General features: G+C 68.7%; 12 protein-coding genes. 4 read left to right on the top strand and 8 right to left on the bottom strand.

Annotated elements, in window-relative coordinates; all coding sequences use genetic code 11:
* Positions 1 to 248 precede the first annotated feature (248 nt).
* Positions 249 to 1,478: a lipopolysaccharide biosynthesis protein gene (locus GQQ93_RS01550; protein ID WP_157422454.1), complete on the top strand. Its 1,230-nt coding sequence runs from the start codon at positions 249 to 251 to the stop codon at positions 1,476 to 1,478.
* A 54-nt stretch (positions 1,479 to 1,532) separates the two neighbouring features.
* Complete coding sequence (locus GQQ93_RS01545) at positions 1,533 to 3,455, top strand: glycosyltransferase (protein ID WP_246191995.1); 1,923 nt, start codon at positions 1,533 to 1,535, stop codon at positions 3,453 to 3,455.
* A gap of 62 nt (positions 3,456 to 3,517) precedes the next feature.
* Here GQQ93_RS01545 and glf read toward each other — a convergent pair whose 3' ends face one another.
* Together glf and GQQ93_RS01535 are read right to left on the bottom strand one after the other, a co-directional pair.
* Positions 3,518 to 4,669, bottom strand: a complete 1,152-nt coding sequence (gene glf / locus GQQ93_RS01540; RefSeq protein ID WP_157422453.1) for a UDP-galactopyranose mutase — start codon at positions 4,667 to 4,669, stop codon at positions 3,518 to 3,520.
* Positions 4,666 to 5,967 carry a nucleotide sugar dehydrogenase gene (locus GQQ93_RS01535; RefSeq protein ID WP_157422452.1) on the bottom strand — a complete coding sequence of 434 codons (1,302 nt, stop codon included), beginning with the start codon at positions 5,965 to 5,967 and terminating at the stop codon, positions 4,666 to 4,668. The genes glf and GQQ93_RS01535 overlap by 4 nt, the downstream gene beginning before the upstream one ends.
* Before the next feature lie 137 nt (positions 5,968 to 6,104).
* Between GQQ93_RS01535 and GQQ93_RS01530 the strand changes: the two genes are divergently transcribed.
* Entirely contained in the window at positions 6,105 to 7,463 is a 1,359-nt protein-coding gene (locus GQQ93_RS01530) for a glycosyltransferase (RefSeq protein WP_246191993.1), read from the top strand.
* Positions 7,460 to 7,894: a hypothetical protein gene (locus GQQ93_RS01525; protein ID WP_157422451.1), complete on the top strand. Its 435-nt coding sequence runs from the start codon at positions 7,460 to 7,462 to the stop codon at positions 7,892 to 7,894. Before GQQ93_RS01530 ends, GQQ93_RS01525 begins: the two co-directional genes overlap by 4 nt.
* On the opposite strand, the gene GQQ93_RS01520 is transcribed toward GQQ93_RS01525, so the two are convergent.
* The 6 genes from GQQ93_RS01520 to GQQ93_RS01500 all read right to left on the bottom strand — a co-directional run bounded on the left by GQQ93_RS01520 (position 7,891) and on the right by GQQ93_RS01500 (position 14,961).
* Entirely contained in the window at positions 7,891 to 8,727 is an 837-nt protein-coding gene (locus GQQ93_RS01520) for an NAD-dependent epimerase/dehydratase family protein (protein WP_170296092.1), read from the bottom strand. The genes GQQ93_RS01525 and GQQ93_RS01520 overlap by 4 nt on opposite strands.
* Positions 8,728 to 8,747: 20 nt before the next feature.
* A complete protein-coding gene (locus tag GQQ93_RS01515) occupies positions 8,748 to 10,130 on the bottom strand; it encodes a polysaccharide biosynthesis protein (RefSeq protein ID WP_157422449.1) in 1,383 nt (460 codons plus the stop codon).
* 112 nt (positions 10,131 to 10,242) lie between these two features.
* Positions 10,243 to 10,665 (bottom strand): hypothetical protein, encoded by a 423-nt coding sequence (locus GQQ93_RS01510; protein ID WP_157422448.1) that lies wholly within the window; start codon positions 10,663 to 10,665, stop codon positions 10,243 to 10,245.
* Positions 10,665 to 11,984, bottom strand: a complete 1,320-nt coding sequence (locus GQQ93_RS01505) for a glycosyltransferase (RefSeq protein WP_170296091.1) — start codon at positions 11,982 to 11,984, stop codon at positions 10,665 to 10,667. Before GQQ93_RS01505 ends, GQQ93_RS01510 begins: the two co-directional genes overlap by 1 nt.
* The gene (locus GQQ93_RS17820) at positions 11,981 to 13,186 is read right to left on the bottom strand and encodes a glycosyltransferase (RefSeq protein WP_170296090.1); all 1,206 of its coding nucleotides are present in this window, start codon (positions 13,184 to 13,186) and stop codon (positions 11,981 to 11,983) included. The genes GQQ93_RS01505 and GQQ93_RS17820 overlap by 4 nt, the downstream gene beginning before the upstream one ends.
* Positions 13,183 to 14,961, bottom strand: a complete 1,779-nt coding sequence (locus tag GQQ93_RS01500) for an ABC transporter ATP-binding protein (protein ID WP_157422446.1) — start codon at positions 14,959 to 14,961, stop codon at positions 13,183 to 13,185. Before GQQ93_RS01500 ends, GQQ93_RS17820 begins: the two co-directional genes overlap by 4 nt.
* Between the last annotated feature and the right edge of the window lie 3 nt (positions 14,962 to 14,964).

Raw genomic sequence — 14,964 nt, 5'->3', positions numbered from 1 at the left:
CAGGCCTCGTCGCCCTGCCCGTATCGCTGCACGCGACACACGGCGCCGGAGTACAGTCACGAAGCGGAAATCCTTCGGGTCGGCGGATGGTTGCTCAGGGGATTCCACGAGTCTATGCGAAGGACGGGGCTCGCTCCCGATCAATCGGGTACCGCCGGCGCCCGGAACTAGGGGAGAATGTCGGGAACGCCCACCCGACCGGCGAGCGCCCACACCCTGAACCCGAACCCGATGGAGGTCGTCGGCGCGTGAAGACCAAGACTGCGATGCGCTTCGCGGGCGGCTACGGACTCTCCGTCGCGATCAGCGGCATCGTGAGCCTCGCGATCATTCCGGCCATCATCGTGGCGGCCGGTTCGGATGCCTGGGCGACGATCGCGGTCGCCCAGGCGGTCTCCGGATTCGCCTACGTGTTCGCGGTGTACGGCTGGGGCGTCATCGGCCCGACCGAGATCGCGAGCCGCCCGGCCGAGGATCGTGGTGCCTACTTCTTCGACTCGCTCCTCAGCAGAGTCTGGCTCTGTCTCGTGATCCTCCCCGTCGCCATCGCGATCGCGCTGCTCGTCGTGGGTCACGACGCTCTGCTCACCGCCCTCACCGTCGCGAGCGGCGTGCTCGTCGCCCTCGGCGCCGGCTGGTTCTACGTCGGCGAGTCGAGCCCCATCCGATTCCTGCTCATCGACACGCTCCCGCGGATCGCCGGCACGGTCGTCGGCGCTGCCGTACTGATCGCGACCGGCGATGTGATCGCGTTCGCCGTGCTGCAGCTGGCGGGTGTCGTGGTCTCCGCGGTCTATGCCAGCTGGAACATCCTCGCCCGCTACCCCGGCTGGCGCTTCGGGCTCTCCCCCATCCGTGCCACGCGGAATCTGGCAGGCCAGGCCAGCCCGGTCGTGATGTCCGCGACCGCGTCGGTCTACGTCAACGTGCCGATCGTGCTCATCGATCTCTTCCTGCCCCAGGCGACGGCCGTCTACGCACTCGCCGAACGCATCGTGCGGCTGGCACTGTACTCCACCCGCCCGGTCGTGCAGGTCGCCCAGGGCTGGGTGCCGAGCCCGCTGCCCGAGGTGCAGGCAGCACGAGCGCGCCGAGTCACGCTCATCGCGCTCGCACTCGGCGCACTCGGCGGAATCGTGTACGGCGTGGCAGGGCCGTGGATCGGCGAGATCCTCTCGGGCGCGACGCTCACCATCCCCGTCGCGCTGGCCGTGCCCATGGCGGTGAACCTCGCCGCCATCCTCGCCTCGCAGCTCACCGGGTTCGCCTGCCTGACGGCGTTCGGTCTCACGAAGGCGCTCGCGACGTCGACGGTCGTCGGCGCGATCGTCGGAACGCTGCTGATGTACCCGCTCCTGCTCTGGATCGGCGCCCCCGGCGTCGCCTGGGGTCTAGCGACCGCCGAACTGTGCGTGCTCGGGGTCCAGCTCGCAACGCTCTTTCCCAGAATTCGCAGATCCGAGCCAGTAGGCTCGTAGTCGCGCGCGCAGAGGCCTCGGCGCGAATCACCACGAACCCCGGAGTATTGCAGCGTGAGCCTGACCTGGAACGAGATCCAGCGCGTCGTCTTCCCTCAGGATGCCGACCCCGATGTCATCTCACTGTACGTCGACGCCGATGTCTGGGCGAAGGTGGGCGACCGCGAGGTCAGGGTGAGCGATCGCAGCCACCTCGACGACATCCTCGATCGTGACCGGTTCCGCGTCGGCGCGGGCGAGCGCGTCTCTTTCGCGAGCTACTTCAACGCCTTCCCCGCCTCGTACTGGCAGCAGTGGACCAACGTCGAGCGAGTCCGGCTCTCGGTCGAGACGAGCGGTGAGGGCAACCTGCTCGTCTACCGCTCGACCGCGCAGGGCGTCCCTCAGCGGGTCGCCGCCGAACCGTTCTCCGGCACGGTCCGGCACGAGATCGACCTGCCCGTCACCACCTTCGGCGACGGTGGCTGGTACTGGTTCGACATCGTCGCCAGCGACACCGACGTCGTCGTCGCCGACGGACGGTGGCTGACCGATGCCCCCGAGTTGCGTTCGGGTGGCGCCTCCATCGGCACCACCACCTTCAACAAGCCCGACTACTGCGTCGGCACCCTCGAAGCGCTCGCGGGCGACGACGCGGTGCGCGAGATCATCGACCGCATCTACATCGTCGATCAGGGCAACCAGCGCGTGGTCGACGAGCCCGGCTTCGCCGCCGTCGCCGAACGGCTGGGCGATGCGCTCACCATGATCGAGCAGCCGAACCTCGGCGGCTCCGGCGGGTTCGCCCGATCGATGTCGGAGACGCTCGACGCCGGGTCGAGCGACTTCCTCATCCTGCTCGACGACGACGTCACCATCGAGCCCGAGAGCATCGCGCGGGCGGTGCGGTTCTCGCGCCACGCGACCCGCCCGGTCATCGTCGGCGGCCACATGTTCGACCTGCTCAACCGACCGGTGCTGCACGCCTTCGCCGAGACGGTCGACCTCAAGCCGTTCGTCTGGCACCAGCAGCCGCACGACGAGGTGCCGCACGACTTCCGTTTCTCGAACCTTCGCCAGACCAGCTGGATGCACTCCCGCATGGACGCCGACTACAACGGCTGGTGGTTCTGCCTCATCCCCACCGAGATCATTCGCGCGATCGGACTCTCGCTGCCGGCGTTCATCAAGTGGGACGACGCGGAGTACTGCCTCCGCGCCCGCGATGCCGGCTACCAGACGGTGAGCCTGCCCGGCATGGCGCTCTGGCACGTCTCCTGGCTCGACAAAGACGACTCGATCGACTGGCAGGCGTACTTCCACGCCCGCAACCGCATCGTCGCCGCGCTGCTGCATTCACCGTTCCCGAACGGCGGACTCCTCGCGCGCGACAGCGAACGCTGGGACCTCAAGCACCTCCTCTCGATGCAGTACTACCCCGTGACGCTCCGCCACCGCGCGCTGCGCGACATCCTCTCCGGCCCCGCGCACATGCAGCAGGGCATGCCGACCATCCTGAGCGAGCTCCGGGCCGCTGCGGCCGACTTCCCCGAGAAGACCGTGCTGCGCCACGAATCGGAGATCCCGAGGACCGTCGAGGGCAAGCGGGTCTACCCGGTGCCGACCGGCACGATCGGTCCCAAGGGACCGCGAGGGGTGTCGCTCATCCTGTTCACGCTGCAGATGACCGCTCGGCAGTGGTTCACGAGCCCCGCGTCGAAGAACGTCGCCGAACCACAGGTCGAGCTCTCCAAGCGCGACGGCACGTGGTTCCGCCTGCCGCATTTCGACAGTGCCCTCGTCTCCACCGCCGACGGCTCGGGCAAGGTGCGCTACACCCGCGACCCGAAGACGTTCCGCCGCCTCCTGGGCGAGAGCCGGCGCCTGCACCGCGAGCTCAAGCGACGCTGGCCCGAACTCGCCCGCGAGTACCGTGCCGCGCTGCCCGAGATCACCGCCCCCGAGCAGTGGGCGCCCCACTTCACGACCAAGAAGTAGCCCACCGACGAGACGAGAACGGCCCCGAGGCATCCGCCCCGGGGCCGTTCTCGTGACGCGGGTCAGCGCGCGAAGCGCTCGACCAGCTTGTTCTGGAACATGCTGAGCGCCGAACCGATCGCCATGTGCATGTCGAGGTACTGGTAGGTGCCGAGCCGCCCGCCGAAGTAGACGTCGGACTCGCCGTCCTGCAGTTCGCGGTACGCGAGGAGCGCCGCGCGGTCCTCGGGCGTGTTCACCGGGTAGTACGGCTCGTCGCCCTGCTCGGCGAAGCGCGAGAACTCGCGCATGATGATGGTCTTGTCGGCCGGGTACTCGCGTTCGGGGTGGAAGTGGCGGAACTCGTGGATGCGGGTGTACGGCACCGAGGCGTCCGCGTAGTTCATGACCGACGTGCCCTGGTAGTCGCCCACCGACATGACCTCGCGCTCGAAGTCGAGGGTGCGCCAGCTCAGGTGGCCGGCCGACGAGTCGAAGTAGCGGTCGACGGGGCCCGTGTAGATCACGGGCACGTTGCCGACGACGGCCGACTTGTTGATCGGCTGCGAGGCGTCGAAGAAGTCGGTCGAGAGCTTGACGTCGATCTTCGGGTGGTCGGCCATGCGCTCGATCCACGCCGTGTAGCCGTCGACCGGCAGGCCCTCGTGGGTGTCGTTGAAGTAGCGGTTGTCGTAGTTGTAGCGCACTGGCAGGCGGCTGATGACCTCGGCGGGCAGCTCGGTCGGGTCGGTCTGCCACTGCTTCGCGGTGTAGTCGCGGATGAACGCCTCGTAGAGCGGGCGGCCGATCAGCGAGATCGCCTTCTGCTCGAGGTTCGCCGCCGACTTCGTGTCGAACTCGTCGGCCTGCGAGGCGATGAGGGCGCGAGCCTCATCGGGCGAGCAGGCCGCACCGAAGAACTGGTTGATCGTGCCGAGGTTCACCGGCAACGGGTACACGACGCCGTTGTGGTTCGTGTACACCTTGTGCTGGTAGCTCGTGAAGCTCGTGAAGCGGTTGACGTACTCCCACACCTTCTCATTCGAGGTGTGGAAGAGGTGGGCGCCGTACTTGTGCACCTCGATGCCCGTGGTCGGGTCGTCCTCGCTGTAGGCGTTGCCGCCGATGTGGTCGCGCCGGTCGATGACCTGCACGGTGAGGCCGAGCTCGTTCGCGGCACGCTCGGCGATGGTGAGGCCGAAGAATCCCGACCCGACGACGACGAGGTCAGTCATCGGGCTCCTCCCGCGCCGATCACGAGACGCGGCGTGCCGACCCAGCGGTCGGCCGCGGTCACGTTGCGTCCGTCGACGACGAGGCGCACGCCCGGCAGGTCGCTCGCGGCGAGGGTACGGTAGTCGGCGTGATCGGCCTGCACGACCGCGAGGTCGGCCGGTTCACCGAGGTGGTACGCCGTCCAGCCGTAGCGGGCGAGCTCGTCGTCGGTGTAGAGCGGGTCGTGCACGAGCACCTTAGCGCCGCGCGACTCCAGGGCCTCGACCGTCGCGAAGACACCCGAGAACGCCGTCTCCTTCACGCCGCCGCGGTACGCGGCGCCGAGCACGACCGCGGTGAGCCCGCTGAGGTCGCCGAGGATGCCGGCCGCCTGCGCGACGAGCCGCTCGGGCATCGAGGCATTCAGCAGGCGCGCGGTGCGCACGATCTCGGCATCGCGGTCGGTCGAGAGGTACAGCCGCGGGTACACCGGGATGCAGTGGCCACCGACGGCGATGCCCGGCCGGTGGATGTGGCTGAACGGCTGCGAGTTGCACGCCTCGATGACGGAGTACACGTCGACGCCGACCTCGTCGGCGTAGAGCGCGAACTGGTTCGCGAGTCCGATGTTCACGTCGCGATAGGTCGTCTCGGCGAGCTTGGCCATCTCGGATGCCTCGGAGGAACCCATGTCCCAGACTCCGTTGGGTCGGGCGAGGTCGGGACGCTCGTCGAACTGGAGCACCGCCTCGTAGAACTCGACCGCGCGGCGGCTGCCCTCGGGGCTCAGCCCGCCGACGAGCTTGGGGTACTTGCGGAGATCGGCGAACACGCGCCCCGTGAGCACCCGCTCGGGCGAGAACACGAGGTGGAAGTCCTCGCCCTCGCTGAGGCCGGAGACCTCTTCGATCATCGGCTTCCACCGGCCGCGCGTGGTCCCCACCGGCAGGGTCGTCTCGTACGAGACGAGTGTGCCGGGTGTCAGGTGCTCGGCCAGCGAACGCGTCGCTGCGTCCATCCATCCGAAGTCGGGCTCCCACGTGGCGTCGTTCACGAAGAGCGGCACGACGATGACGACCGCGTCGGCGCCGGGAACGGCCTCGGCGTAGTCCGTCGTGGCACGCAGCCGGCCGGCGGGCACGAGCTCCGCGAGCTTCTCCTGCAGGTGCGCCTCGCCCGGGAAGGGCTCGGTGCCCGCGTTCACCAGGTCGACGACCGTTTGGTTGACGTCGACGCCGATGACCTCGTGACCGGAATCGGCGAACTGGACGGCGAGGGGAAGCCCGATCTTTCCGAGGGCGATGACGGCGATGCGCATGGATATCATCCTAAGTCGATGAACGGGGCACCACGTCACCGAGCTCTGGGCTGAGCGACGTCCGCCGCCCCGCCCAGAGCGCCTCCGGCGACCGAGTACACTTGACGAGGACATCGACGATTGGGAGGCGCCGCAGCGTGATTGCTCCGACGCCGACTCCGGCTCCGGCCGAGACCCGGCCCCATCTGCTGTACGTCGCATGGGGATTCCCTCCGAGCCGCGGCGGTGGCGTCTACCGCACCTGGGCCACCGCGAACGCGTTCGCCGCGGCAGGCTGGGACGTCACGGTCCTCGCCGCTCCCCGCGAGACGTTCACCATGTCGACGGGCATCGACGAGTCCCTCGAACGCACCGTCGACCCTTCGATCGAGATCGTCCGGGTCCCGTTCCACTCCGCGGCGTTCGAGAGCGACCTGCGCCGGTGGCCGCGTTCGCGCGCTACGGCGCCCGAGCTGTGGAACGTCCTCAGCTCGCGTCGGGAGAGGAAGTCGTTCCCCGAACGCACGTACGGGGGCTGGCGTTCGGCGCTGGAGTCGGCCGCGCTCGAGGTCCATGATGGCCATCCCGTCGACCTCGTCCTCGGCTCGGCGAATCCCCACGTCGACTTCATCCCCGGTCATGTGCTGCACGAGCGCTTCGGAATCCCCTACGTGATGGATTACCGCGATGCATGGCAGCTCGATGTCTTCAGCGGCGCCCGACTGAGCCCCGAAGGCAGCGCGGTCGCCCGCTGGGAGCGCGAGCTCATCGAGAACGCCCACGCAGTCTGGTTCGTCAACGAGCCGATCCTGCGATGGCACGCCGATCTCTATCCGGCACGGGCCGACCGATTCCACGTCGTCGCGAACGGCTACGACAGCCCTCCCGAACCGACCGATCGGATGCCGTCCGATCAGGGACTCGTGTTCGGCTACGTCGGAACGATGTCCGCCGCCGTCCCGGTCGATCGACTCGTCGCCGGGTGGCGCCTCGCTCGGACCCGGTCGCCGCTCCTCGCCGCATCGCGCGTCGAGCTCTGGGGCCACCTGAATCACGCCGGCATACCGAACGAGGCGATCGCGCGGCAGATGAGCACCTTCGCGGAGAATGGCATCACCTACCACGGGGCCGTCGCCAAGAAGGAGGTCGGAGCCGTGTACACGCGATTCGACGCGCTGCTCCTGGTCCTCGGAACCGGGCGCTACGTGACGAGCGGCAAGGTGTACGAGTATGCCGCCACCGGTCTCCCCATCGTCTCGGTGCACGACCCCGGCAACGCGGCCAGCGACGTGCTGCGCGACGCGGCCGCGTGGTACCCGGTCGCCGACCTCGAACCGTCGACGATCGCCGACGCCCTGATCGACGCCGCCGACGCCGCGCTCGACCAGACCCCGGAGGCGCGCGCGACGGCGCGCGAGTGGGCGACGCAGTTTCAGCGAGGTCGTCAACTCGACCCGCAGATCGCTGCGCTTCATACGATGGTCGATGATCGCCGTCGGACGGAGGCGGCTCGGTGAACATCGTGCTCTTCGTCCCCTCGGGTGCCGTCGATTCCGCGCTCGAGCAGCTCGCGCCCGACCCGGCGATCGACCGGATCACCGTCGTCTCCCGGTCCGTCCCGGATGCCCGTGACGGTGTGCATGCGATCGTGCTGAAGCCGGCGCTGTCGGCCCTCACCGCCCGCGCGGCGCGCGCCCTCGGCGGTTCCGCCGCCGGACGGAACCTGCTCCGGCTGAGTCCGCTCGACCCGGGCAGGCGCTTCTCAGGCGCCGCGCGTCACGACCGCGAGCTGCGGGCACGACTCGCCGAAGCCGACCTGATCGTCGCTCTCGAGCGCGACGGCATCCTGGCCGCATGGAAGGGCGTTCGACGCTCGGCGCCCGTTGAAGCGAAGGCCGTCTACGGCATCGCCGCCGCGCGGACGCTGCTGGCCGCCGCACGAGACTAGTCCGCGCGAGTCGCCGACTCCCAGTCGCGTGTCGGACCCTGACCGGGCACGACGCCGAGCGTCTCGAGCAACAGCGAGATGTCGGCCCAATTGAAGCTCGGTCCGCCGTCCTTCTCGACGACTCGCGCATCATCGATCTGCAGACCGGCGAGCAGCATCCGTGTCGAGATCGCCGCCCCTGCACCCACGTTGAGCACGCGATGGCCGGCATGCTCGGCACCGACTGCCGCGCGGAGCACCGCGAGCACGTCGCTCTGGTGGATGTAGTCGCGGACGAAACGATCGGGAGCGACGACCGTCACCGGCTCCGCGCTCGTGGCATGCATGAGTTTGTGCACGAGTGAATCCGGGAACGCCGGGCCTGCGACGTTGAAGACCCGGAGCGTCATCACGGCAGTTTCGGGGCGATCGTCCGCGAGGGTTCGAAACAGCTCTTCTCCAGCGATCTTCGACTTCGCATACGGGCCGTCGCCCTCGAGCGCCGAGTCCTCGCGACGTGCCTCGGTGGCGGACGTTCCGTAGACGGCGCCCGACGAGATGTGCACGATCCGCCGTGTGCGGGCTTCGCGCGCGGCGCCGGCGACTGCCGAGTCGATGAGCCGGTTGTCCGCGGCCAGCTCGCCACCCCGCAAGACCGATGCCAGATGCACGATCACCTCAGGCGCGGACCGCCGCGTGATGTCCGCCACCGCATCCGAGTCCCGCAGGTCGACGACGACGTCGTCGGGATGGTCTGCGTCGTGCCGAGAACGGCCGAGCGAGACCACCTCGGGCCCCGCCGCGCGGAGATCCTCGACGAGCAACCGCCCGAGACGACCTCGCCCTCCCGTCACGAGGATCGTGCGAGCCGAAGTCACGAGCTTCCCGGGGATACCCGAGGATCGATCTTGAAGCCCATGTCCACGAGGGCGGCACGTGCATCGTCGTCGGACAGCTCGCCAATTCGTACGCGGTCGAGCGTGCCGCGGATCTCGGCGACCGGGACATCCATCTCGTTCTCCACCTGGAGGATGAACACCTTGCTGTTGGCCGTGCTCGTCGCGAGTTCGGGGTTGTACGTCAACTCCTCGTACAGCTTCTCACCAGGACGAAGCTGCGTGACCTTGATCTCGATGTGCGGCGCCGTCGCCTTCACCAGGCTCTCCGCGAGATCCATGACCCGTACGGGCTCACCCATGTCGAGGACGCAGATGTCGCCGTTCGAGCCCAACAGGGCGGACTGGATGATGAGATGCGCGGCTTCGTCGATCGTCATGAAGAAGCGCGTGACCTCGGGATGGGTGACCGTGAGCGGACCGCCCTGCTCGATCTGCCGGCGGAAGGTCTCCATCACGCTCCCGTTGCTCTGGAGCACGTTCCCGAATCGGACGGCCGTCAGCTTGGTCGAGCCGGAGTCGCGCGCGAGGTCGCCGAGGAGGAGTTCACCCAGCCGTTTCGTCGACCCCATGACGTTGGCGGGGCGAACGGCCTTGTCGGTGGAGACGTAGACGGCGTGGCTCGCCCCGGAGGCGATCGCCTGACGCAGGACGTTCTCGGCCCCGAGCGCATTGTTGGCGATCGCCTCGGCGGGATTCTCCTCCATGAGCGGCACGTGCTTGTACGCCGCGGCATGAAAGACGAGTTCCGGTCGATGCGCGTCGAAGATCCGCTCCAGACGGCGCACGTTCTTGACGTCGGCGACGACGACGTTCAGCCGCTCGTCGTGCAGCCGGTTCGCGAGGTGGAACAGGCCGGTCTCCCACCAGTCGAGCGCGATCACGGCTCCGACACCGAGGTTGAGCAGGTGCTCCACGAGCCGGGAACCGATCGAACCGGCCGCCCCGGTCACCAGGACCCTGCGACCCTCGACCATCTGTCGCGCGTCGAGCATGTCGTGCTTGACCGGCTCTCGACCGACCAGTTGCAGGACGTCCACGTCGGTCAGGTCGTTGACACTGACCGTCTCACGACTGATCGTCTCGTAGGTCCGAGGGAGCATGGACAGCTGCAGGCCCGTCTGCTCGAGCCCGGCGAGGAACTCGCGCAGCTTCGCAGCGTCGACCGTCGGAATCGCGAAGTACACCGAGTCGACGGCGTGCTCACGGACGACACGGTTGACCTCGGCAAGCCGCCCGAGTACCCGTGGGCCCTGCTTCGCATCGTCGAGAAACCCGACGACCTCGTCGCCGTGGGCCGCGGCATCATCGGCGATGCCGATGCCGGCGGTGCCGTACCCGACGACCAGTACCCGTCTCATCGCACCCGTTCCAACCGCATTTTCACTCCCCGATCCTATCCGAGCCTTCACGGGCGCACCGACGCCTGCGCCCGATCGATCGCGAACGACGCTCGATGCAGGTCGCTTCCGTTCACCGACGGGAGATCCGCGCCCGCGCCGCGGCGTAGCCACGCACGACGGCCGGCGGCGCGCCCGTGCGCGAGGTGTTCCGCATCCACTTCCAGGCGGCGAATCCGCCGTCGCGCTCCGCCGCGATGATCAGGTCCGCTTCGCCGATCCTCCGTGCCACTTCTCCCGCTGCGACCGATGCCCGCCAGAATCGCGCGCCGCCGTCGAGCGGCAGCACCCGGACGAGCATTCGGCCCGCCAGGCTGCGCGAGAGCACCGCGACCACCCTCGCTGATCGAGGGGACTGCCTCAGCTCGAGCACCTCGTCCGCTTCGACCGCAGGTGCCCCCACCCAGCTGACCACGGTCACACGGTCGGTCTCGGCCAGCCCGGGCAGCGCATCGGCGGAATAGCGTCCGCTCGGCGCGAGTACGACGATGTCCATCAGCGCCCGCCTCCCGTGGCGAGCAGTCGCTCGGCACCGTCCACCGCGGATTGGAGCTGGTGCCCGCGTTCCCACTGCGCACCCCACGAGATCGCCTCGGCTCGGGATTGCGCCGTCTGCGTGCGAGCACGCTCGGCGCCGACGATGAGCGCATCGGCGATGTCGTCGGGGCCCATCGAGGCCGTCGGCGACCACACCGGGGAGCCCTCCATGACGGCCGAGGCCGCGCTCGAGGGATCATGGACCGAGACGACCGGAAGCCCCGTCGCCGCGAACTCGAAGACCTTGCCGCTGGTCACCCCTGGCCCACTCGCGAGCGCGAGTACGAGGGCATCGAACGTCGCGTAGACGTCTTGGATCTGGGCCTTCGCGACCGGCCCCTCGTAGGCGATGCCGACCGCGGCGCCGCGGCGCAGGAAGTCCTCCAGGTGCTCGTCGGCGATGCCCGTCCGCCCGAGGTATCCCCGAAGCACGAGCCTGGCTCCCGCCAGTTCGGTCGATCGTTCACGTGCGCGCGTCCAGCCCGCAAGCAGCGCCTCTGTCGGGAACTGCCCGTGGTTGATCGTTCCGAGGTAGCCGAAGGTCAGCGGGCGCCCCGGCACGTGATCGACCATCGGCACCGCCGGCGACTGCCCGTCGACCACGTCGAACCCATTGGAGACCACACGCATCCGGTCGGCCGCCAGTGGGTACTTGGCCGCGTGCCATCCCCGGATCGGCTCGTTCACGAACCAGACCTGATCCGCGGAATCGATGAGCCGAGACTCCCACTGCTCGGAGCGCCGAGTGGCCCGTGGGTTGCGCCCACCCGTGAACACGTCGATCGTCCAGGCGTCGCGGTAGTCCATGATGTTCGGCACACCGTGTCGGCGCTTCAGGTGCCAGCCGGGAATGAAGTCGACGGAAGGGCTCGCAGTTCCGAGCGTGAGGTCGACGCGCGTGGTGCGGTGCACTCTGTCAGCGGCGCGGGCCAGGGCGCGACGCCAACCGCCGAAGCCGGCCTCCGGGAAGGGCAGCCCACGCACGGCGCCCCAGAGTTCAGGGAATCGGGCTTGGGTCCGCGACCACTCCGCGACATCGCTCGCGTACAGGCCCGAGGAGAACGGCACGTGCACCGTGCGCACTCGGTCATGGATCTGCTCGGACAGGGAAGCGTCGATGACGCCCTCATCGGCGAAAGTCTTCTCGGGTGCAGTGAGGACCGTGACGTCCCACCCGCGCGAGGCGAATGCGTTCGCCAGTCCGATGGCGCGATACACGCCGCTGGTCCTGGCCGGCGCGAACGCCCATGCGGTGAGGAGCAGGTGGCGCCCGCTCACGGCGTCCGCCCCAGGAACGGAGCCAGCACGCGCGCGGACAGCGCGCCGTTGTGGACCGCCTCGACGTAGGCCGGACCGGCGTTCGCGATCGGCCGATACTTCTCCGGGTGCGCCGTGATATCCCGAAGGACCTCCTCGAGCGTGGCCGGGGTCGCCTCGACGACCGGCACCTCGCATCCGCTCACCTGCTGGATGTGGTCCCGGACCTGATCATGGAGATGCGCGATGACCAGTCGACCCGCCGCCATCGCCTCGATGGAGGTCGTCGCATAGATTCCCAGTGTGAACTGGTCGAGCACGACATCGGCGCTCGAGTATCGTGCGGGCATCTCGCCGGCAGGAACCTTGACGATCCGCTGATAATCCAGCACCTTCTCCGCCGCGAGTCGATTCACGGTCGGCTCGATGAGCGCCGTCCCTTTGACCGCCGGGTTCGTCGGGGCGTGCAGAACGACCGGCGTCTCGCCGGACAGCGCCTCGCGATCGGTCCTCCACTCGGTCGGGTCGACCACGATCGGGAGCCACGACGCCGCCGGCCAATCCAGGAGGAGCTCCGGCGTCGCCACGAAGGAGGGCACGTCGAGTCGGGCGAAGATCTCCCGATTCCTCAGCGCGCGGGCCTCGAGTGTGCGGATCCAGTCCTGGTCGGCGTCGCGGAACGGCGACCACTCGTCGACCTGAGCGTGGCGGCTCGGCAGACGGAGATCCGTTCCGAGGCTCGCCAAGCCGACCGCGAGGCCGCGCTCGAGTAGCCAGTTCGCCTCGCGTTCGACGAATCCCTGGAATGCGAGGCCGAAGAGCGGACGTTCCGCTTCGATGAGCACGTGGGTGAATTGTGCCGCCACCGCGTCCCGCTGTCGCCGGCCCCAGTCGCCCGACGAGGTGAACACTCTCTCGGAGACGGAGTAGTCGGCAGGGAAGCCGAAGTCGCTGCGCGTGCGGTACTGCATGTTGACCGCGCCGACTCCCTGGAGGCGCTCGGCGGAACGCGCCCACTGGTAGCCCTGGGCGGCGAAGTTCGCCGGCGCGACGTACAGTCGGACATCGCCCGCGGGCGCGGTCACCGGAGCCGGGACCTCCGCGAGCGAGTACCGGCGCGATGGCGGCCGGAGCCACCGGGAGATCCGATCGGGCAGCGACCCGACTGCGAGCCGGTAGGCGATACCCGCTTTCCGCGTGAGATCTCTCAGCACGCCGGTCATGCGAGCCCGGCCAGCTTCGCCTGAGCCGCGAACTCCGGGCTCTGCGCCACGACCGAGGTGAAGTCGCCCTGAGCCTCGACTGTCCCGTCCTTCATGAACATGACGATGTCCGACTCGCGGATCGTGCTGAGCCGATGCGCGACCGCGATCACGGTGACGTCGCCACGGAGATCGCGGATCGCCGCGGCGACGTCGGATTCGGTCTTGGTGTCGAGGGCGCTCGTCGCCTCGTCCAGGACGAGCACGAGCGGATCCGTGTACAGGGCGCGTGCGATCCCGAGTCGCTGCCGCTGACCGCCGGAGAGGGCGAGACCACGTTCTCCGACCCGTTCGTTCAGTCCGTTCGCTCGCTGCTCGATGACGCTCCACAGCTGGGCGCGGCGGGCGGCCTGCTCCACTCTGGCCAGGTCGACCTCGTCGCCCCAGGTGAGGGCGATGTTCTGCGCGATCGTGCCGTCGAAGAGGGTCACCTCCTGGGGGACGAACGCCACGTGCTTGCGCCACGCGTCCATCACCTCTTCGAGCGGCAGCCCGTCGATACGGATCTGCCCCGCGGTCGGCGTCAGCAGGCCGAGCAGCAGGTCGATGAGCGTGGACTTCCCGGCGCCCGAGGCGCCCGCGATGCCGATGCTCGACCCCATCGGCACGCTCAGGTCGACGTCGCGAACGGCGGGTACGTCGCTACCCGGGAAGGTGAAGGCCACGTCGGTCAGCTCGAGCACCTTCGGCTGTCCGGGCAGCGGCTCCTTGCCGAGCACCTCGCGATCGGCGCGGAACTTCGCCGACGCCTCGACGTCCGCGACCACGGCATCGACATACGGGACGGAGGTCATCGTCCGGGTGATGACGGCCTGGAACCCGGTGAGCGAGGGGACGAGCCTGAATCCCGCGATACCGAACAACGCGATGGCCGCGATGGCCTCCTCCCGTCCGCCGAAGAGGAAGGCGGCGCCGCCCACGATGAGGAAGCCGCCGATGATCGCCGCGTCGAAGATGAACCGCGGAACCGCGGAGAGGAAGCTCGCGTTCGCGCGGGCCTGGGCGGTCTGGGCCCGATTCCTGCGTACGACCTCGCTGACCTCGTCGGCCTTGTCGCGCAGCGTGATCTCCTTCAGGGACGCGACCATCCCCGAGATGAGCGCGGCAACGCGCAAGGACGAGTCGCGTGCGACCCGCGCCGCCTGTCTCGTCTTGCCGCTGAGCACGACGTACTGCAGCATCGCGATACCGCCCAGGTAGACGACCGTGACGAGCGCCGTCACGGGCTGGGCGAACACGATCACGCCGACCACTCCGACGGATGTCACCAGGAGGCCCAGCAGCGTCGTGAGCGGGAGGAGGAATCCCGCGACGACGTTGGCGATGCCGCTGTCGGTCATCGCCACGATCTGGGCGCTGTTGCGCGAGAGCCGATCGGTCCACGAGGCGCGGATGTACGCGCCGAAGAGTTCCTGGCCGATCGCGAGTTCGTACGACGCGAACCGTCGCGTCGCGATCCACTGGAGCCACACGTTGGCGGCCGACTTGCCGATGACGATCAGGGCGAGGACGAGGACGAGCCACAAGACCTGGTCCTCGCCGATCTGGCCGATGATCGGCAGCGACAGCGGCTCGCCGGAGATCACCGCGGCGAGGGTCAGTGCGAGGAGCATCAGCGCCACGACGTCGATGACGGCGAGACCTGCGGAGATCAGCGAGAAGATGAGGAGGAACCGACGCGCTGAGTGCGGCAGGAACGGCAGGAGCCGCCGGAGGGTGCGAGCGATTTGCTTCATGAT

It is taken from the genome of Agromyces lapidis (assembly GCF_009749405.1).
GTDB lineage: Bacteria > Actinomycetota > Actinomycetes > Actinomycetales > Microbacteriaceae > Agromyces > Agromyces lapidis.
The sequence above is the reverse complement of the archived record's forward strand: the minus strand, read 5'-3'. Positions and strand labels throughout refer to the sequence as shown.